The organism is Mesorhizobium sp. M0208 (assembly GCF_040322015.1).
Taxonomy (GTDB): domain Bacteria; phylum Pseudomonadota; class Alphaproteobacteria; order Rhizobiales; family Rhizobiaceae; genus Mesorhizobium.
Map to the genome: position 1 here is coordinate 51,571 of NZ_JAMYSP010000024.1, position 19,696 is coordinate 71,266.

The 19,696-nt window shown below is 62.0% G+C and carries 17 protein-coding genes and 2 pseudogenes; 9 read left to right on the forward strand and 10 right to left on the reverse strand.

The annotated features are described in order from the left end of the window. The first annotated feature begins 115 nt into the window (after positions 1-115). A complete protein-coding gene (oiaX, locus tag NKJ17_RS22420) occupies positions 116-1,378 on the forward strand; it encodes a 3-oxo-isoapionate-4-phosphate decarboxylase OiaX (RefSeq protein WP_352689989.1) in 1,263 nt (420 codons plus the stop codon). Positions 1,379-1,382: 4 nt separating this feature from the next. Further along, positions 1,383-2,774, forward strand: a complete 1,392-nt coding sequence (locus NKJ17_RS22425; protein ID WP_352689990.1) for a four-carbon acid sugar kinase family protein — start codon at positions 1,383-1,385, stop codon at positions 2,772-2,774. A gap of 62 nt (positions 2,775-2,836) precedes the next feature. Here NKJ17_RS22425 and NKJ17_RS22430 read toward each other — a convergent pair whose 3' ends face one another. Then, on the reverse strand, positions 2,837-3,340 hold the full coding sequence (locus NKJ17_RS22430; protein WP_352689991.1) for a hypothetical protein: 504 nt from the start codon (positions 3,338-3,340) through the stop codon (positions 2,837-2,839). A 279-nt stretch (positions 3,341-3,619) separates the two neighbouring features. Between NKJ17_RS22430 and NKJ17_RS22435 the strand changes: the two genes are divergently transcribed. The 3 genes from NKJ17_RS22435 to NKJ17_RS22445 all read left to right on the forward strand — a co-directional run bounded on the left by NKJ17_RS22435 (position 3,620) and on the right by NKJ17_RS22445 (position 7,399). Next, complete coding sequence (locus NKJ17_RS22435) at positions 3,620-5,137, forward strand: S10 family peptidase (protein ID WP_352689992.1); 1,518 nt, start codon at positions 3,620-3,622, stop codon at positions 5,135-5,137. 172 nt (positions 5,138-5,309) lie between these two features. Then, a complete protein-coding gene (locus tag NKJ17_RS22440) occupies positions 5,310-6,728 on the forward strand; it encodes a sensor histidine kinase (RefSeq protein ID WP_352689999.1) in 1,419 nt (472 codons plus the stop codon). Then, a complete protein-coding gene (locus tag NKJ17_RS22445) occupies positions 6,725-7,399 on the forward strand; it encodes a response regulator (RefSeq protein WP_352689993.1) in 675 nt (224 codons plus the stop codon). Before NKJ17_RS22440 ends, NKJ17_RS22445 begins: the two co-directional genes overlap by 4 nt. A 39-nt stretch (positions 7,400-7,438) precedes the next feature. Here the strand turns inward: NKJ17_RS22445 and NKJ17_RS22450 are convergent, their stop codons facing one another. Together NKJ17_RS22450 and NKJ17_RS22455 are read right to left on the reverse strand one after the other, a co-directional pair. Continuing rightward, complete coding sequence (locus NKJ17_RS22450; RefSeq protein WP_352689994.1) at positions 7,439-7,903, reverse strand: hypothetical protein; 465 nt, start codon at positions 7,901-7,903, stop codon at positions 7,439-7,441. Between the two features lie 848 nt (positions 7,904-8,751). Beyond that, a complete protein-coding gene (locus NKJ17_RS22455) occupies positions 8,752-9,123 on the reverse strand; it encodes a VOC family protein (RefSeq protein WP_352506268.1) in 372 nt (123 codons plus the stop codon). Between the two features lie 681 nt (positions 9,124-9,804). Here NKJ17_RS22455 and NKJ17_RS22460 point away from each other — a divergent pair. Continuing rightward, positions 9,805-10,244: pseudogene (locus NKJ17_RS22460) on the forward strand (DUF2267 domain-containing protein). A 139-nt stretch (positions 10,245-10,383) separates the two neighbouring features. Here the strand turns inward: NKJ17_RS22460 and NKJ17_RS22465 are convergent. Genes NKJ17_RS22465 through NKJ17_RS22495 form a run of 7 tightly spaced genes read right to left on the reverse strand, consistent with a single transcriptional unit; the run spans position 10,384 to position 17,272 of the window. Continuing rightward, on the reverse strand, positions 10,384-11,196 hold the full coding sequence (locus NKJ17_RS22465; RefSeq protein ID WP_352506266.1) for an SDR family NAD(P)-dependent oxidoreductase: 813 nt from the start codon (positions 11,194-11,196) through the stop codon (positions 10,384-10,386). Then, positions 11,193-12,194 carry a sugar phosphate isomerase/epimerase family protein gene (locus NKJ17_RS22470; RefSeq protein WP_352506265.1) on the reverse strand — a complete coding sequence of 334 codons (1,002 nt, stop codon included), beginning with the start codon at positions 12,192-12,194 and terminating at the stop codon, positions 11,193-11,195. The genes NKJ17_RS22465 and NKJ17_RS22470 overlap by 4 nt, the downstream gene beginning before the upstream one ends. Before the next feature lie 37 nt (positions 12,195-12,231). After that, positions 12,232-13,005: an SDR family NAD(P)-dependent oxidoreductase gene (locus NKJ17_RS22475; protein WP_352506264.1), complete on the reverse strand. Its 774-nt coding sequence runs from the start codon at positions 13,003-13,005 to the stop codon at positions 12,232-12,234. Between the two features lie 3 nt (positions 13,006-13,008). Then, positions 13,009-14,106, reverse strand: a complete 1,098-nt coding sequence (locus NKJ17_RS22480; protein ID WP_352506263.1) for an ABC transporter ATP-binding protein — start codon at positions 14,104-14,106, stop codon at positions 13,009-13,011. 10 nt (positions 14,107-14,116) lie between these two features. After that, positions 14,117-15,019, reverse strand: coding sequence for a carbohydrate ABC transporter permease (locus tag NKJ17_RS22485; protein ID WP_254817037.1), 903 nt, complete (start codon positions 15,017-15,019; stop codon positions 14,117-14,119). Further along, positions 15,012-15,950, reverse strand: a complete 939-nt coding sequence (locus NKJ17_RS22490; RefSeq protein ID WP_352466746.1) for a carbohydrate ABC transporter permease — start codon at positions 15,948-15,950, stop codon at positions 15,012-15,014. The genes NKJ17_RS22485 and NKJ17_RS22490 overlap by 8 nt, the downstream gene beginning before the upstream one ends. Before the next feature lie 56 nt (positions 15,951-16,006). Beyond that, complete coding sequence (locus tag NKJ17_RS22495; RefSeq protein ID WP_352689996.1) at positions 16,007-17,272, reverse strand: ABC transporter substrate-binding protein; 1,266 nt, start codon at positions 17,270-17,272, stop codon at positions 16,007-16,009. A 143-nt stretch (positions 17,273-17,415) separates the two neighbouring features. Here NKJ17_RS22495 and NKJ17_RS22500 point away from each other — a divergent pair. The 3 genes and pseudogenes from NKJ17_RS22500 to NKJ17_RS22510 form a co-directional block, all read left to right on the forward strand. After that, positions 17,416-17,544 (forward strand): annotated as a pseudogene (locus NKJ17_RS22500) (hypothetical protein); the annotation flags it as partial. Positions 17,545-17,655: 111 nt separating this feature from the next. Continuing rightward, positions 17,656-18,612 (forward strand): ROK family protein, encoded by a 957-nt coding sequence (locus NKJ17_RS22505; RefSeq protein ID WP_352690000.1) that lies wholly within the window; start codon positions 17,656-17,658, stop codon positions 18,610-18,612. A 259-nt stretch (positions 18,613-18,871) separates the two neighbouring features. Then, entirely contained in the window at positions 18,872-19,609 is a 738-nt protein-coding gene (locus NKJ17_RS22510; protein WP_352506259.1) for a 4'-phosphopantetheinyl transferase family protein, read from the forward strand. Positions 19,610-19,696: the final 87 nt, after the last annotated feature.

Sequence of the window (19,696 nt, forward strand, 5' to 3'; positions counted from 1 at the left end):
CGCCTGCTGCCGGCTCGTCCCAGCCGGATAGGGCTTGCAAAGCTTATGTACTCATTATACCAGATTTCAAGGGCCAAGGAACCTTTTTCGAACCACCCCGGCAGGCCGCGCGAATATGATTGTTCTCACCTATCGCATCGAAACGCCCGGCAATATCGAGGCGCTGGCGGCCAAGATCGCAAGCGACCAGTCGACCGGAACCTTCGTCGCGCTGGCCGGCGAGACCGAAGAGCTCAAGGCCAGGGTCGCGGCGCGAGTCCTGGCGATACGGCATCTGCCCGATGCGGATCGGCCGTCTCTTCCCGAAACCGGTCCCGAAGCGCGCAATGGCCCGGTCAAGCGCGCCGACGTCGACATCGCGTTTCCGCTAGACGCCATCGGCACCGATTTGTCGGCGTTGATGACCATCGCCATCGGCGGCACATTTTCGATCAAGGGCCTGTCCGGTATCCGGATCGTCGACATGAGGCTACCCGAGGAGTACCGGGGCGCGCATCCGGGCCCGCAATTCGGCGTCACGGGCAGCCGCAGGCTGACCGGTGTCGCGGATCGTCCGATCATCGGGACCATCGTCAAGCCGGCGCTGGGGCTCCGCCCGCCCGAGACGGCCGCAATGGTGCAAGAGCTGATTGCCGCCGGCGTCGATTTCATCAAGGACGACGAGAAGCTGATGAGCCCGGCCTATTCACCGCTGTCGGAGCGGGTGAGGGCAATCATGCCGCTGATCCTCGACCACGAGCAGAAGACCGGCAAGAAGGTCATGTATGCCTTCGGCATCTCACATGCCGATCCCGACGAGATGATGCGAAACCACGACCTGGTGGCAAAGGCCGGCGGCAATTGCGCCGTGGTCAACATCAATTCGATCGGTTTCGGCGGCATGGCTTACCTTCGAAAACGCTCCAGCCTTGTGCTCCATGCCCACCGCAATGGCTGGGACATTCTCACCCGCCATCCCGGCCTCGGCATGGATTTCAAGGTCTGGCAGCAGTTTTGGCGGTTGCTCGGCGTCGACCAGTTCCAGATCAACGGCATCGCCTCGAAATACTGGGAACCCGACTGGTCCTTCGTCGAATCCTTCAAGGCGGTGGCCTCGCCGATCTTTTCGCCGGCCGATTGCGCATTGCCGGTCGCCGGTTCCGGCCAGTGGGGCGGGCAGGCGCCTGAAACGTTCCAGCGAACCGGCCGGACGGTGGATCTTCTCTATCTGTGCGGCGGTGGCATCGTCAGCCACCCGGACGGGCCGGGCGCCGGCGTGCGCGCCGTGCAGCAGGCCTGGCAGGCGGCGGTCCAGGACATTCCGTTGTCGGATTATGCCTTGAGCCATGTCGAGCTGGCGCGGTCGATCGAGAAGTTCGGCGACGGCAAGGCGGCCTGACGCCATGCAGAACCTGCTTCTGAGTTATTATGGCGACGACCTGACCGGCTCGACCGACGTGATGGAGGCGCTCGAGCTCGGCGGCGTGCCGACCGTGCTGTTCATGCGCCAGCCGGACGAGGCGCTGCTTTCGCAGTTTGCGCATTGCCGTGCCGTCGGGCTGGCCGGCACCAGCCGCAGCGAGACGCCGCAGTGGATGGACACGCATCTGCGAGATGCCTTCGCCTGGCTGAAGACCCTTAAAGCCGAGATCTGCCACTACAAGGTCTGCTCGACCTTCGATTCCAGCCCGGCGATCGGCAGCATCGGCCGGGCGATCGAGATCGGCTGCTCGGTTTTCCGGCAAGACGGCGTGCCGCTGGTGGTCGGCGCGCCGCAGCTGAAGCGCTACACCGCCTTCGGCCATCTGTTCGCGGCCTATCGCGAAAAATATTTCCGCATCGACCGCCATCCCGTGATGAGCCGCCATCCGATCACGCCGATGGACGAATCCGACCTGCTGATCCACCTGTCGCGCCAGACAGACCTCAGATCGGGCCTGATCGACCTGGCGACGCTGCAGTCTGCGTCGCGGTCGGAAGCATTCGACCGGCTTGTGGAGGAGGGCACAGGAATCGTGCTTGTCGATGTCGACAGCCTGGAAACCCAAGCGCTTGCCGGCAAGGAGATTTGGCGCGCTCGCAAGCCGGGGGGTTATTTCGTCGTCGGCTCTTCGGGCATCGAATATGCCTTGCTGGTCGAATGGGCATCGAACCGAATCGTGGATGCCAAACCCGCCTTTTCGCCGCCGGGCGCTGCCTACAGGATCGCCGTGGTCTCGGGGAGCTGCTCGCCGACGACGGAACGACAGATCCGGCATGCCCTGGCCGAAGGCTTCGACGGGATCGAGCTCGACCCGGTCGAACTGGTTTCTGAGGCTTCGAACGACGCTATTGCGCGCGCGGTCGCAACCGGCCGCTCCAGCCTACGGGCCGGGCGGAGCGTCATCCTCTACACCGCGCTCGGACCTGCGGCCGACCGCGGTGCTGAAATCGATCTCAGGGAAGGCGCCCGCCATAAGCTCGGCCGCGGCCTTGGCGAGCTTCTCCGCGAACTGACGCTTCAAGAGAAGCTGCCGCGCGTGGTCATCGCCGGCGGCGACACGTCGAGCCATGCACTTGGCCAGATGGGCGTCGACGCGCTGACGGTGCGAATGCCGCTGCCGGCATCGCCGGGCTCGCCGCTTTGTGTGGCGCATTCGCGCGTAAAGGCGATCGACGGGCTGGAAATTGCCCTCAAGGGCGGGCAGGTCGGAACCGACCGCTATTTCTCCACTATTCGCGATGGAGTCGGGTCGGCGGTTGAGAGCGGGAAACATCCGTTCAAATCGGTGATGCTCGATCGAGATCAGGGATAGTCATCAGCCGGCAAACCAGAAACCCCAGACATTTTAGGTCGGCGGCAATGCGACTCATTCCGCTATCTTGTACGGCCCCTTGCCCTGCTTGGATGATACTGACGGGCATAGGCGACACAGGCGTCCACCGTGCTGACACAGAGCGCATCGCGGTTGTTCGGCAGGTTGTTGTCGCCGGCGTATGCAACCTCGGCAACACGACCGTCAACCATTCGAATTTGCGTGTTGCAATAGCCGCCGGGGGCGACGTTGACGGAACCTCCGAGCGCAGGGACCGGGCCAATCGCCACGGTCGGAACCACAATGTTGAGATTGCCGCGTTGAACGACCCGCTGATAGGTCCAGATCTGGCCGGATTTGCCGACATCGGCAGTGGCGGTCGGAAAGCCGGCGCACATTCGAACGTCCGCCTCGCTAAGGCCGACCATCTCCTTGCGGGCTGCCGCCGCCGTGGCGTCTTCCCTCGCGGTGCTCGAGGTGTCGTCGGGCATGACGCAGGAAGACAGGATGGCGGCGCCTGCCGATAGAAGGAGAAGGGAAAGCTTTCGGGTGTGGAATGATGTCATACCGACTTCGGATTGCACGGGAGCCCCGAATGCCAACCTAGGAAGTGGGCCAATCGAGTCAACCGGCAGAAAATTCACGAAGTCGTTTGGTAGGTCATTCCGCCGCGCGCATCCGCTGCAAGAGGTTGAGGCTGCCGCCGTGACCCTCGCGCCCTATCTTCCGCCTGGGCATCGGATTTCCCAAACCGACCCCTTCTTGTCAGACGTACTGGCGCACGGTGCTGTGACTTTGGTTCGGCCGACGGTGTGCTAGTTTCTGCCGATTGCTCCGGAGACGTCATGCCTATCAAGCTGCAAGAAATCGCCCTCGCTCTTCTGCTGTTGGTTGCCGGAACTGGGGTCGGTCACGCGGAGACGGCCCAGCGGCCGCCGCCCACCGGCGGGGTTCTCTCGCTCCTGCCACCGCCGCAGACTTCCGATCATTCGATCGTCATTGCCGGACGCACGCTCGATTACGAGGCCAGGGCCGGCACGCTGTCATTACCGTCCGGCAAAGGCGATATCACCGCCGAGATCTTCTATGTCGCCTATGCTCTGCACGCCGGGAAAGAAACGGGACCGGATCCGCGTCGCCCGATCACCTTCGTTTTCAATGGCGGTCCGGGAGCAGCTTCCGCCTATCTTCATTTGGGCGCGCTCGGTCCGCGGGTTCTGGCGACAGCGGCCGATGGAAGTTTCCTGCCGCCGCCGCAGAGGCTGTTCGACAACCCCGACACTTGGCTCGACATGACCGACCTGGTCTTTGTGGACCCTGTCGGAACCGGTTACAGCCGTGAAGCGCCCGGCACGGAAGCACACAGCTTCTGGGGCGTCAGCCAGGACGCTGCGTCGATAGGCGCGTTTATCCGGCTCTATCTGGCGCAGACCAACCGTACGGCATCGCCTGTCTTCCTGGCTGGCGAAAGCTATGGCGGCTTTCGAGCAGCATTGCTCGCCAGGAAGCTTCAGGAAGACATCGGCATCAGCCCGAGCGGCGTCGTGCTGATTTCGCCGGCCCTCGAATTCACACTGGTGCGTCCGGACGAGTTCCAGCCGCTCCACTGGGCGCTCGAACTGCCGTCGCTGGCGGCAGTGCGCCTGCACAGCGAAGGCGTTTCTGGCCCGGCTCTGCAGGCACGGCTGGCGGAAGTCGAACGCTATGCGCTCGGCGAATATCTGGCCGCGCTGGCAGGTGGGCTGGAGCAGGGTGGAGGCCTGGCGAGCCAGCGTGTCGCCGCAATCACCGGTCTGCCGCTCGATCTCGTCCAGCGGCACTTTGCACGCATTCCCATAGGGCTGTTCGCCAAGGAGTTTGCACGGGCAAAGGGCAATGTTCTCAGCGCCTATGACGGCAACATCGCAACGGCGGACGTGGCGCCAGAGAGCCTGGGAGTCGAGGGTCCCGATCCGGTGCTCGACCGAAGCGTGCCGGCGCTTACCTCCGCTTTCGTCGGCTATGTGCGTGATGAATTGAACTTCCGTACGGATATCAGCTATCGGCTTCTCAACCGCGAAGTCAGCGGCAATTGGGATTATGGAACGAGCCCGACGCGTCAGGGCTATGCGGGTGTCATGGACGACCTTCAGCAGGCGCGCACGCTGAACCCCAGCCTCGGCGTGCTGATCGTCAACGGCTATAGCGACCTGGTGACGCCGTACATGGGCTCGCGCTACCTGCTTGGTCAAATTCCTTCGCTTGCCGGCGCAAAGCCCATTCGCAGCGAGGTGCTGGAAGGCGGGCACATGATGTATCTGAGGCCGGACGGGCGGGCGGCGCTGAAGCAGGCTGCGTCCGAGCTTTACCGAACGACGCAATGAGACGATTTGCGCAAAAAAGCGTCGGATGCGCTGTTCGCCCTCTCATCAGGCCCTAGTTCCATCGCGATTGATCGGTTACACACCTAGGATGGCGTCTTTTAGCGACGTTCGACAGCGGATTAGCCGGCTCTCCAGAATCGCGCCACTGGCGCGGCGTGCTGCCGAGCGGGCCATGCGGAATACCAGGCCACACAGGCTGACAAGCCTCGTCGACAGCTGGAACGCGCTGTCGCTGGCCACGCAGTTCCTGCTCGCGGGTGGTCTATTCTCCCTGTCGGCCATGGTGGTGGTGGGGATTTCAGTCACGAACCATATAGAAACCGTGGTCACGCAGAATTCGGCTTCCGCTACGGCTCTTTACGTGGACAGCGTTATTGCGCCGCTGCTTCCGGATATGCGCAAGAGCGAAGTCCTCGACGAGAGCGTAGCCCATGCGCTCGATGAAACGCTGGGACAAGGGGCACTCGGCACAAGGCTCGAATCCTTCAAGCTCTGGCGTCGCGACGGAACCATCCTGTATTCGACCGACAAGACATTGATCGGCAAGCGCTTTGAACCCAGCGACAATCTCCGGGCGGCATTCGCCGGCCAAATGGTTTCGGAGTTCGACAGGCTCGACGATCCAGACAGTGAGGCCGAAAGAGCCAGCGGCTTGCATCTCCTCGAGATTTACAATCCGGTGCTGCAGCCATGGTCGGGGGAAGTGGTGGCCGTTTCGGAATTCTACGAGGTCGCCACTGATTTTGAAAAAAACCTGCATCAGGCACTCATTCGAACCTGGCTGGACGTTGCCGCCGTCACAGCGGCCTTCTTTCTTGTGCTGTCGGCAATCGTGTTCCGTGGCAGCCGCACGATCAGCTCACAGAGCCGCTCGTTGAAGCAGCGCATTGCCGAGCTTTCCGATCTGCTCGCTCAAAACAGACTTTTGAGGCTGCGGGTGCAGCGCGCTTCGCAGCGTGCCACCGCACTCAACGAACGCTATCTCAGGCGCATCGGCGCGGACTTGCACGATGGCCCCGCGCAACTGGTTGCTCTCGCGGCGCTAGGGATCGATAGCCCGGTCATTGCCGATCCTGCTACGTCGCAATCGAAGCGTGCGCAGGAATTGCGGGCCATCAAAGCACATTTGGACGATGCCATGCGCGAGATCAGGAGCATCAGCAAGGGCCTTGTCCTGCCGCATATCGAGCATGCCGAACTGGGTGAGATTCTCCAGCTTGCCGTACGGGCGCACGAAGAACGAACCGGCGTCAAAGTGAGACTATCGATGACCGGCGGCCATACCCCGTTGTCGCCGGCGGCCAGGATCTGCATCTTCCGCTTCGTCCAGGAGACGCTGAACAATGGATTCCGTCATGCCGGAGGTGAAGGTCAGTCGGTCGAGAAACATTTCGACGGCGAACGCGTTTGTATCGAAGTGTCCGACGCCGGCCCCGGCTTTGATCCACAAATCGTGCGTCCCGAGGGGCTGGGGCTCGTTGGGCTGCGCGAGCGGGTGGAAAGCCTAGGGGGCCAGTTTACCGTGACGTCCTCACAAAGTGGCACGATCGTGAAAATGGCTCTCAACATCGTTGAAATGGGGCAGACATGACGACATCCATCAAGCTCGCCATCGTCGACGACCACCCGCTGTTCAGGGAAGGCGTTGTGCGCACGCTCGATCAGATCGGCGGGTTCGAGATCGTCGGCGAAGGAAGCAGCAGGGATGATGCCTTGCGGATAGTTGAAGACCGGCGGCCCGACATTCTGCTGATGGACATCTCGGTGCCTGGGGGTGGTCTTGGCGTGATCGAACCGGCCCTGGAACGGCATTCGGCACTGAAAATTGTGATGCTGACCGTTTCGGAAGAAAACCAGCATGTGATGGCCGCGTTGCAGAGCGGGGCGAGAGGCTATGTTCTGAAAGGGGTCGGGTCGAGGACGTTGGCTGCGATCCTGCGCACGGTAGCCTCGGGCGAACGATATGTTTGTCCACAATTGTCGGCGCGCCTGCTGGCCGATCTGTCGGCTCAATCAAAAGAGCCAGCGAAAGTTGACGGACTTGCCGAACTCACCAGCCGCGAAAGGGAGATCCTGACGCTGGTTGCCGCGGGCCTGAGCAACAAACGGATTGGGCTTCGGCTGAACCTGCATGAGAAAACGATAAAGCACCACATGACGCGAATCCTGGCCAAGCTCAACGTCAGCAACAGGACCGAAGCCGCAATGACTTTACGCGATGCGACTGAGCGCCGGCATTCGCCTGTTCGCGATCATGCTTGAGCCGAAACAGCCTCACGGGGCGGCTGTGTGATCTGGCCGTCAGTTGATCATTTCAAGCAACCTGTCCCGATCGGAACGCGTCGCCAGGCGCCGAATGATGGTACGGCCCTTGGCATCGCGCATTTCATATTGGCCGCTATCAACGCGCTCGCTGAGGCCGTTCGAATGCACCACGCCAATGCTCGGCCCACTCACCTCGATCCGGTCTCCCGTGGTTGCATTGATAAAGAGTTTTGGCCTGCTGCCCGGGGTTACCGCGGCGGCGGGATCAGGGAGATTGTCGTCCTGCGACTTTGCTTTGCCCTTGCCGGCTCCGGCATTCGAGTTTGAATTGCCGGAGTTTCCACCCGGATTGCCGGAATTGCCGCCCCCATTCCCATTTCCGTTCCCGCCATTGCCGTTGCCGTTCCCGCCGTCTTTGGCCCAGGCAGCCAGCCGGCCGAGCGGCTGCGATAGTCCGTCGAACACGACGCGATAGGGGCTCACGACGAGAACGAAGGTCAAAACGACTACAGAAATGCCGACATGACGTCCTCGCGAAGATCCGGTCCTTCGTCTCCGGGTCGTCATCAATGAACTTGCCAGTCGCATGGCGGAAATCCCCTTAATCATACGGACCTTTCGTGCTGCCTCCTGTTCGAATTCGTGCGATGCTTAAAACAATGGTTTGTATCGGTAAGGTCAAGACCCACCAGTCCCACGAGGGTAACTGGTGGGTCTCGCTGGCGCAGGAAGGGACTATTTACTGCGCAAGTCTTTTGCCTTCGCTTCGTTGCGTCTCTCGGCGGGGGGCGCCGAGTTCTCACCGTCAGCCAACAATAAATCCAATGGCTGCGATCCCGAAACACAGGCCAAATAACGGAAAAAGCAGCCAACGCGCCTGGTGAACGCTCGAATCCATAGCGGCCTCCTGTAACAGTCGGCATCGCAACGGGGCTCTTCTGAACTCGGTTCCTGAAACTCTCGCGTTTCGGGCTTTTGCGATAGCAGCCTCGGACCAAAGTTCGGCTGTGCAGGCCCTTGGTCGACAGGCCTACAGACTGAAGTCCCTATGCAAGGAGCCGCCTGCATTCGGCGACCTTTGTGTCCACCAGGCGGCGCGATCCACCGGTCCCTTCGAATGCTTTACCTTCCTGGCTCTATGGCGAAGCGACATTGGTCCACTGCATGTCATTGAAACGTCACCAGTAGAGACCCATATGCGGATTGCGTCGGATGTCTCCTCCCATTGCGTCCGGCGCGTTCCCCTCTGGAGGTTACAGACCTTCACGCTTGGCCGGGCTCAACAGTCCGGCCTTTTCTTTTGGTCATCGCTGTCTGGGTCGAGCATCGTTCTGCCGCAGCGCGCCGCCTCAGCTGCGAGGTGGAATTTGCTGGACAGACCATGTGTTGCCGTCAGGATCCTCAAAGAAGACAAATCTGCCCCAGGGAAAATCCTTGATATCGCTGACCTCAATGCCTTGGGCGGCCAGGTGCCGGTGTGCCTCATCGATGTCGGGCACAACCAGCTGCAGACCCCGTATGGATCCCGGGGTGCTGTCGACGATGCCTTTGCCCATGGCAATCGAACAGGCCGAACCGGGCGGCGTCAATTGCACGAAACGTATCTCGTCGCTTACCGTGTGATCATGATCGAGGTGAAAGCCGACCTTCCCAACATAAAAGGCGATGGCATTGTCGACGTCCGATACGGGGACCGGGACCAGTTCCAGCTTCCAATCCATGACAACCCTTTCGCAGCTTTCGCCAAGTGGTGCCGAACACCGTGGGCGACATCCCGCCATCTTCCCAATGCCATTGTCGGCGCGGGCCGCTCAATCGGTCAAGAGATATCCGGCAAAAGCCGGGTTCGGGCAACGTGAGGACTGGTCTCATTGCTGACGGCGTTCGGAACCGATAAGCGCAAGCTCAGTGTTGGCCAAGGCGTTCTCGTGCTTTCCGCCACGCCCGAACCGGGCAGGGTGGCGGTTCGGCCGAGTTTGCCGCGCGCTATGCAGCGCGCTTCGGACCGATCGGCAATTATGCCGTGAACGCCCACGAATTCGGCCTGTCTTCTTCTTGCCGCGATCAAAGACGCCAGCACTGTATCCAAGGGACATCCGAGCCGGTGCAACGTTCTAGCGGCAGTGCGCGATATCCGTTTCAAGGGAATCGCCTATCGCGAGACCGTACGGTGGAATGAAAGGCGACAATCTGGCCGCGGTGACTGCACTCAACGTGGTGGAAAACGGCCAGTTCCGACAGATCGCCGAAATCCGGCAGATGCAGAGTGTCGAGCAGACCAACCCCCGACAGGCTCTCCGACCGAACCGCTTTCCGCCGCTTTGCCAGGCGATTTTCACAGGACCGCGAAACAATTATCTCCGGTCGCCGTTTCGCCCGCAGAACCTTTCGAGGAGGCGACGATGAGCGCGACCGGCTTGGACGTTTTTGACAAAACGCTGCAAATAACAAACATCTGGCTAGACGAGATCATGGTGGATCTTGGTCCGGATCGACACGTCGCCTGGCATACGTTGGGCGCCGTTCTGCGAACCCTTCGGCACAGGCTGCAGGTCGGACTGGCAGCCAAATTGGGAGCGGAACTGCCGCTGCTCGTGCGGGGCGCCTACTATGATCGCTATCGGCCCGCCGACATGCCCGACAAGACACGCTCGCTCGAGGAGTTCCTGCAACACATCGCCGATGAATTGAAATCGACCCGTGCTGTCGATCCCGAGGATGCGGCACGCTCGGTGCTGCGTGTGCTTGCACGGCATATCGACCTTGGCCAGTCGGCAAAGGTGCGGGATGCGCTGCCAAAGGAATCCAGGTCCTCTGGCCTGAAAGCGTGGGCGTCAAATAGCGGCGATCCTGCTCGTGCGGACGCGCGACGGACCGAAGCTTCGAACGTAAGCGCGGGTGGGTCTGGTCGACCCCGGTGACGCTATGTGCCGCGCTCGATGGCAAGGCTTAGCTGGGCAGCCGATGTGGGCTGTCGCGGCCTAACCTGGAAAGATCGTGAAACCGCCATCGACGCGGATTACCTGCCCGTTGATAAAGCGCGCGCGCGGACCGGCGAGGAAGGCCACCGCTTCGGCGATCTCTTCAGGCTCCGCATACCGGTTCAGCGATTTCTTGCTTGAGTCCATACGCTGCGGATCGACCACGCGGCTCGCCTGGAAGCGTGCCGTTTTGGTGGCGCCAGGGCTCACCGCATTGACGCGCACGCCATCGTCGATCAATTCCTTGGCGAGGCAGCGCGTATAATGGACGACAGCCGCCTTGAGCGTCGAGTAGACCACCTCGGGCGAGCATCCGATATGCGCTGCCGCCGAGGCGATGTTGATCACCGAGCCCGAGCCGCGCTTGACCATGGGCGGAACAAAGGCCTGGCAGACCAGCATCGTGCCTATGAGGTTGTTCTCGGTCAGAACCTTGATGTCTTCGTAGTCGATATCGAGTGCGTTGTTGGGATTGGGCTTTACGCCCTTGGCGCCGATGTCGCCGCCGGCGCAGTTGACCAGAATGTGCACGTCGCCGAGATCGGCCTCGATCTTCCTCTTCATCTCGGCGACAGCTTGTTTGTCGCCTATATTGCCGGTGACCGCGGTCACCCGCGTCCCATGCTTCTCCAAGCCCCGGGCAGAGTCGCCGAGATCCGCGAATTCGCCATATTGAGATGGCCGGGTCCAATCGAGGTCGTGGACCGCGACGTTTGCGCCAAGTCCGGCCAAGCGGTCGGCCATCACGCGGCCGAGGCCGCGTCCCGAGCCGGTGACGAAGGCAGTCAGGCCGCTGAGTTCTCGAGCAGTCATGCTGATTTCTCCATTGCAATGAAATCGAACTTCTTCATGTTGGCGGCGCTGCGCCGGATCATGTCGAGCTCGTACGAAACGAGCGCGCCGTCATCGTCCCGTTCCCATGGCGTGCGGTAGTCGGCGTCGTCCGCAAGGCGGTTCACGCGCGCAGCACTCAGGCACGCGGCGAACTCGCGGGCGGTCTTCGGCGCATATCCGTTCCACCAGTCGTCGGTGAGCCAGCGAACGTGACGGGCCTCCAGCGCGCCTGGCTCAAGCACCGCCGTCAGCGTGTCGTGGTGCTCGCCAAGGATGGCTGCCAGTTCGGCGAATGGCACGGCGCCGTCGCCGATCGCGCAGCGGACCAGACGGTAGCCCTCATCCGTGAACTGAATGCGATAATCCTTGAGGTGAACATGGCGGACATGGGGCGCGATCCGGCGCGTGAAGGCAAGCGGCGCCTCGCCGACAGGAAAGGTGTTGCCGGTGTCGTAGGTGATGCCGACACCCGGCCCGCCGAGTTCGCAGAACGCAACCAGTTCGTCGCTGCCGAAGTCCTGATGGTTCTCGATGCCGAGCATCCAGCCCTCGGCCGCCGCACGCGGTCCCCATTCCGTCAAGGCAGCGCGAATCGTGGCGTTGAACTCACTCCATTTCGGTCCCCACGCATTGCGGTCGCCGCACAGGACAGGCGTCAGTGCGATACGGATCGTCGTCGCCTCGAGCAGCCGCGCAGCCCGAAAGGCGTTGTCCAGCGGACCTGCCACCAGCAGTCCGCCGCTCACCACCGGGACGATGTCCAGCGCGGCAAGACGCCTGCGCAGGGCGACGATTTCGGCGTCAGTCAAGTCGGTCAACCAGGGTTCGTAGATCTCGAGCGTGCGTGCGCCTAGTTCCTGCGCCAGCGTAATGAAGCCTTCCAGCCCCACGCCGTCCGGATTGTGCCGTGGCGTGCCGCGGCCCTGCAGTCCGAGATGATAGGTCAGTCCGTAGGGGTTGAGGCCGAGACGAAGCATCAGCTTGGCGGTTCCAATGGAGAGCGGAGAAGCGTCACTAGCGCAGACCAGCATCGACGGTAATGGACTGTTTGGTGATCATGCGGCTGTCGTCGGCTGCCAGGAAGAGCACTGTGCGTGCAATCTCCTCGCCCAGCAGGACGCGGCGGATCAATTGCCGCTGCACCGTCTGGTCGACTGCCTCCTGCGTCTTGAACCACAGCTCGCGCTGCCGCTCGGTCATGACGGCGCCGGGTTCGACCGCATTGACGCGGATGTTATCCGGTCCGAACGAGCGCGCCAAAGCACGCGTCAGCGCCACCACAGCCCCCTTGGCGGTGGCATAGGCCACCATCTGGTCCGCTCCGAAACGCCAGGCGATGGAAGAGAAGTTTATGATCGAGCCGAAGCCGAGTTCCTTCATATGCGGATGCACAGCCTGCGCGGCGAAGAAGTGATGCCTCAGATTGACGTCGAAGCTGCGGTCCCAATAGTCGGCCGTTACCGCGTCGATGGGATGGCGTTGATCATTGGCGGCGTTATTCACCAGGGCGGCGACCGGACCAAGCCGCGCGCGCACGCCTTCTACCGACGCCTTTAGCGCATCGACGTCGGTCACATCGCAATGGAGATATAAGGGAGCCTGCCCGGCGGCACCAGCGAGCTCGCTCACCAACGCCTCCGCTGGCTCGTCTTGCACGTCGAGAAAGGCTACCCGGGCGCCATTCGAGGCGAAGGCACGGACCATATCGGCGCCGATGCCGGAGGCGCCGCCGGAGATCAGCACGACCCGATCGGTCAAGCTCGGATAAGTCGCGAATTGTACGGACATCGATTACAGAAGCGCCTTGGTTGTTGGATCGAACAGACAGGCGCGCGACATATCGATGCCCAGCGTTATCGTCTCGCCCATGACTGGAGCGTCGTCCGGCTCGAAACGGCCGGTGATCTCCAGGTCACCCAGCCTGAGCACGGCAAGCGTCTCGGCCCCGGTCGGCTCGACCAGTTCGACCGGCGCCTGCATGGACGCCACAGCAGGTTTGCGCGACTTCAGATCGGTCGTGAAACGGTAGATGTGTTCCGGCCGGATACCGAGCACGACGTCCTTTGGCGCACCGGCGGACATCGGCGCGGCAAGGGCAAGGCTGGCATCGCTGCCGTCAGCGGCGCGTACCGAGATGCTGGTCGAGCCGGTAAGCCGGGCGGGGATGAAATTCATCGCCGGCGATCCCATGAAACCGGCAACGAACATGTTGGTCGGCCGGTCGTAGATCCGCTTCGGCGTGTCGAACTGCTGGACCGAGCCCTGGTTCATCACCGCAATGCGGGATGCAAGCGTCATCGCCTCGACCTGATCATGGGTGACGTACACCGTGGTCTTGCCAACGCGATGGTGAAGCTTCTTGATTTCGGTACGCATATCGACGCGCAGCTTGGCGTCCAGGTTGGACAGGGGCTCGTCGAACAGAAACAGCTTTGGGTCGCGTACGAGGGCGCGCCCCATCGCGACGCGCTGCCGCTGCCCGCCCGAGAGCTGGCCGGGCTTGCGTTTAAGCAACTGTTCGATCTGCAGGAGCGCGGCAACCCGTTGGACAGCTTCCGCCTGCGCCGCTTTTGGCACGCCGCGGCTTTCCATGCCGAAGGTGATGTTCTGGCGCACTGTCATGGTGGGATAGAGGGCGTATGACTGGAACACCATCGCAATGTCGCGGTCCTTGGGTTGCACGGAGTTCACCAGCCGGTCGCCGATCCATATCTCGCCCGACGTGACGGTTTCGAGGCCGGCGATCATGGCGAGCAAGGTTGACTTGCCGCAACCCGACGGGCCGACAAGGGCGACGAATTCTCCGGTCTTAGCCTCGAGATTGATGCCGGCAAGAATCTCGAGCGAGCCGTAGCTCTTGTGAAGGTTGCGGATCATCAACGCGGACATGGGCGACGCCTCATTTGATGGCGCCCTGGGTGAGGCCGCGCACGAAGTATTTTCCACCGAACAGATAGATCAGCAGCGGTGGCAACGCGCCGATCAGCACGGCTGCGCTCATCACATCGTAAGCACGCGCGGTCGTGCCGCCGGCCGTGAGCGCGACCAGTGCCGCGGTAATGGGCTGCTGCTGGCCTGATGTGAAGACGACGCCGAACAAATACTCGTTCCAGATGCCGGTGAACTGCCAGATGACGGTGACAATCAGAATGGGCGGCGACAGGGGCAGGATGATCTTGCGGAAGATCCGCCAGAAGCCGGCGCCGTCGATGCGTGCCGCCTTGATCAGGTCGTCCGGTATGCTGACGTAGAAATTGCGGCAGAACAGGGTGGTGAACGAGATGCCCTGGACGACGTGGATAAGCACCAGCCCATATGTCGAATTGGTCAGGCCGAGCTTGCCGAGCAGGAACGCCCACGGCATCAGCGAAATCTGGCCGGGCATGAATACGCCAAGCAGCATCAGATTGAAGATCAGTTCGGAACCCCTGAAGCGCCATTTGGAGAGGATGTAGCCGTTCATGGCGCCGAGAATGGTCGAGATGATGGTGGCGGGGATCGTCATCGCCAGCGAGTTGAAGAAATTGCGCTTCATGCCCTCGCAGGTACCGCTGACGCAGTAGGATCCCCAGGCCTGCGCCCACGCATCGAACCGGAAGCTGCGCGGTACGGAGATGAGGCCGTTGCGGGCAATCTCCGACTGCTCGCGCAATGAGTTGAAGATCACCACCAGCAATGGCACAAGATAGACGACCGCGAAAAGCGTCAGCACGGCATAGACAAGGAAGCGGCTCCAGAAATGCCGGCGCGTGGCAGCGGCTTCCTCCGGATCAAAACGGGCATTAGGGGCAACTTCAGCCATTGCGGCCCTCCGCCCGCCGGCGCCAGACGATCCACAAGGAGTACGGCACCAGCACTACCGCGACCGCCGCGAGCATCATCATCGCCGCGGCGGCACCCTCGCCGATTTGGCCGCGCTGGAACATCAGGTCGTAGACATAGATGGCGGGGAAGGTCGTGGACACGCCTGGCCCGCCCCGCGTCAGCGCCGCCACCAGGTCGAAGGTCTTGATGGCGAATTGTATCTGAATGACCGCCACCGCCAGGAATATCGGAGCGATGGTTGGCAGGATGACCCTCCGATAGGTCCGGAAAACCGACGCGCCGTCGATTTGCGCGGCTTTGACGAGATCCGGATCGACCGACCGCAGACCAGCCAGGAAAAGTGCCATTGCGAAGCCGGACGACTGCCAGATACCGGTTATGATCACCGCATAGATCGCGGTGTTGCGGTTGGCCGTCAGGGCGAAGCTGAAGTCGGTCCAGCCAAGCCCTCGAACGAAGGCCTGGATACCGTCGACAGGGTTATACAGCCAGCTCCACACCGTACCGGTGACGATGAAGGACACCGCCAACGGGTACAGAAAGATGGTGCGCCAAACCGCCTCGCCGCGGACGCGCTGGTCGATCGCGATCGCGAGCAGCAGGCCAACCGCCATCGAGCCTACGATATAGAAGCCGCTGAACAGGAAGAGATTCGTATAGGCGATGTTCCAGCGCCGGTTTGCCCAAAGCGAAGCGTAGTTGTCCAGGCCAACGAACCCATAGGTCGGCAACAGCGACGAATTGGACAGGGAGATGTAGAGCGTCCAGAGTGTGAAGACGAAAACATAGATGAAACTCGCCGCTATCGATGGCGCCAGCACCAGAATGGGCACCATCGTGCCCAGGCGCTCGCGCCACGGACGGGCCGCGGCAGCTGCGGCTGGTACAATCAGATCATGGGTGGACATCGGGCTGCTCCGGCGAGGTCTGGCCAGGCGCTTCGCCCCGGCCATCATCGGCAGCGTCACTCCTGCGCTTCGGCCGCATCCGCCATCGCATTGGCCGCGTCCTGCGCACTCATATCCGGCGTTGTTACAAACTCCGTGATGCTATCCATTATTGCGCCGCGGACCTTTTGCGGAACCGTCATGTTGTGCGCCATTGAACGCACGAGCGTGCCGGCGGCGATCGAGGCTTGCAGATCCTTTTGCGAGAGTTGCTGGCAGGGATTGAAGCCGTTCGAAAGATCGACGTCGAGGCGGGCCGGGATGGACCCTTTGGTCTGATTGAAAATGGTCTGAAATTCGGGCGACAGGATGATGCTGGCAAGCAGCTTCTGTCCCTCGATGTAGTCCGGGTCCTTTTGCTTGAAGAACACGACCGAGTCCGAATTCAAGATGAAGCCGGGCTTGCCCCAATCGGTCGGCGCCTGTGCGCAGACATAGTCGGTGCCCTCCTTGAAGCCGCCGGCCGTCAGCAGGCCGATCGTCCAGTCGCCCATGATGTGGAAGGCGGCCTCGCCGCGGCCGACGAGATGCGACATGGTATCCCAGTCACGCCCGTTCATGCCGGGGTCCATGTACTTCGAGGTCATGGTGCGAAACTGCTCGAAGGCCTTGACCATGCCGTCGCTACGCATGGCATCGACGTCGCCCTCGACGAAAGCTTTCCTGTAGAGATCGAGGTCCTGACCGTACACGACCACTTCGAAGACCGTCGAGTCGGTCCAGTCGGCGGTCGAGTGCGAAATGCAGATCTTGCCGCTGGCCACGATCTTGTCGCAGGCGGCGTTGAATTCCGCCCATGTCTTCGGCATCTCGGTGACGCCCGCGTCCTTCATGACCTTCGGCGATGCCCACAGCCAGTTGATGCGGTGGATGTTCATCGGCGCTGCCACCCAATTCCCGGTCGGCTTCATCACCGGCAGCAATTCGGGAGCGACGACCTTCTCCCAATTTTCCGCCTTCGCCAGGTCGTCGAGATTGGCTGTCATGCCCGTCTCGTTCCATTCGGCGATCTCGGGGCCTTTGAGTTGCACAGCGGGAGGTGCGTTGCCGGCGATCACATCGGCACGCAGTTTGGCCAGGGTATTGGCCGTATGGCCTGCGATGGAGGTCTGCTGCCAGGTGCCACCCTTGGCGGTAAACATCTCGCCGAGCTTGGCGATAGCCTGGGCGTCCGATCCGGTGGCCCATTGATGCAAGAGGTTGGTCTTCGGCTCCGCGAGCGCTGTTCCGGTAATCAAGGTGAAGGCGGTAGCGGCCGCAAAGGCCGTCCTCAGGTATTTCATCGTTTCACTCCCATATGTGATGCACGGTTCGTTTCGACCGCTTGTGGCCTGCGATTTGAGGTCGTGGCCGGCGAGATGCAGTAATCTCCGTTCTTTCCAAGATGACATATTTGAGCTATCAGTCAACATGCTTTGTGCTCATCATGAACAAACCTTCGCTTAGAAATTGGCTGATCGACAGGCCGTCCGCGTCGCCGGAGAGCCTGATCGTCCGATGCTTGCGCGAGCGCGGCGTGCTTTCCGCGTCGCAAATTACCCGCATTACCGGTTTGGCGCGGTCGACGGTTTCAACCGCGCTCAACGGCTTGAGAAAGTCAGGGATGGTGATCGAATCCTCGGCCCATCGTGACGCGGCCAGGGGCATTGGCAGGCCGGCCACGGCATTGACGCTCAATCCCGCTGCGGGCACCTGCGTCGGCATCCACCTGGGCCTCGACGAGATGCGGTGCGTCGTCGCCGACGTCTCGCATTCTTTCGTTGCCGAACAAACTATCCCCATGGGTCTGGACTACCAGCCGCAACAGGCGGCCCAGCTCGCCAAGTCAGTAATTGCCCGATGCTACGAAGAGAACGGTCTGCCGATGGCGGGGCTCCTGGGGGTTGGGGTCTCCGTCTCGGGCCCAGTCAGCCGCGAAGGAGTGGTGCTGCGCGCGAGTATTGTTCCGACCTGGGCCGGGGTCAACATCCGCGATGTGTTCGGGCCGGTCCTCGAACAGCCGATCTTCGCCGACAATGAGAGCAACTGCTCGGCCATTGCCGAGCTGATGTGGGGTGCGGCCGTCGGCCACGACGATTTCGTGCTGTTCAAGGTCGATCTGGGCGTCGGCGGGGCCATTGTCCAGCACGGCCGGCTGGTGAGCGGCATCGCCGGCGGCGCCGGCGAATTCGGGCACATCAGCATCGATCCCGGCGGCGACCTTTGCCGGTGCGGCAATCGCGGATGCCTGGAGCTCTATGCCAGCTTTGCCCGGCCGCTCGAGCAGATTTCGCGCATCGTGCGGCGGCCGGTCACGATGGACGATGTGATCATGATGGCCGAGCAGGGCGACGTGAGGGCGCTGCGGATGATCGAGGACACCGCAGAGTTCGCCGGCCGTGGCCTTGGCCTGATCGGTTCGGTGCTCAATCCGCCGCTCATCATAATCGGCGGCCGCATGGCCTTGGCGGGCGACATTCTCCTGGCGCCACTGATCGCGTCATATGAACGCCATACGCTCATCAAGTCCCGCGATGTGGCGCCTGCGCTGCGCACGCGGATAATCGTTGGCAAGCACACGGAGAACGACGCACTGCTCGGCGCGGTCGGCCTCGTGCTGCGCCACAACAGCCGGCTTCAATGACCTGACTCCGCTTCGGGTGGTACTCTGAGGCTCGTTGTTCCAAATCGGTGCGCACCCGCATCGCAGCCAAGTCCCTCCGGCCTTTGGACTGGTTCACTCTGGCGCGTTAGAGCGTGGCCGATGATGAGCGTGCCGAGAGGTGTCACAAGAATCGCGTAGGTTTATGGTGTTAACGGGCAAAGCTTGGGGAGCAGTCGTCAATGCCGTATTGCTGCAGCAGGCCGAGCCCTACCTCTCGCCCGGCCGGGAAAACTGTAAGATGAAGCAAAGCGGAGTTGTCTTGCCGCACGGCGGTGGGCGGGTGGTGCCGGCTCTCGGGATCGACGTCCATGTGTGGCGGGTTGCTCTCGATGCTCCCCTTTCGCAGTCGGACATGGCCGTGCTCAATCCAGCCGAATTGACCAGGGGCGGACGGTTTGTTTTCGAGCAGGATCAGCGGCGCCATCTGGCAGCTCATGCCGGCTTACGCCGGGTGCTGTCCATGTACACCGGCCGAGCGCCGGGAGAACTCGATCTGCGGGAGACCCCACAGGGAAAGCCGTTCCTTGCGGACGGGCGCCTCGCCTTCAACCTTTCGCATTCGGGGGATCTTGCCCTTGTGGCCGTGGCTGCCGCCGGGCAAGTCGGCGTCGATGTCGAGCGCGTCGCCCCGCGGAGCGGCGAGATGTCCATGGCCCGTTCTCTGTTCGCGCCCGGCGAGATCGCACAACTTGAGTCACTGGCGCCAGAGGCCCGCCGCCTCATGTTCTGCCGGCTTTGGACTTGTCGCGAAGCCGTGCTCAAGGCTGCCGGCGTCGGCCTCTCCGGGGTGGGACTCGAGATTGGGATGGACGGGAGCGGCGAGGCCTATATCCTCTCGCCGCCACTGGAATTGGTTGAACCCCTCAGGCTCATTGAGTTCCGCCCAAGCGCGCACCACGTGGCCGCCGTCGCCTGGAGTGCACGCAGTCCTCAGGTCGTCGCACGCCGCTTCGATTTCGACTTGGGATTGCGTTGACGCTCCGGAACGGGCCTCGGGGACGCCTGTTTTTGGCGACGAGGATCGAGCGGACGGGTTTCTCTTCAAAAGCAGCCACATCGGCCT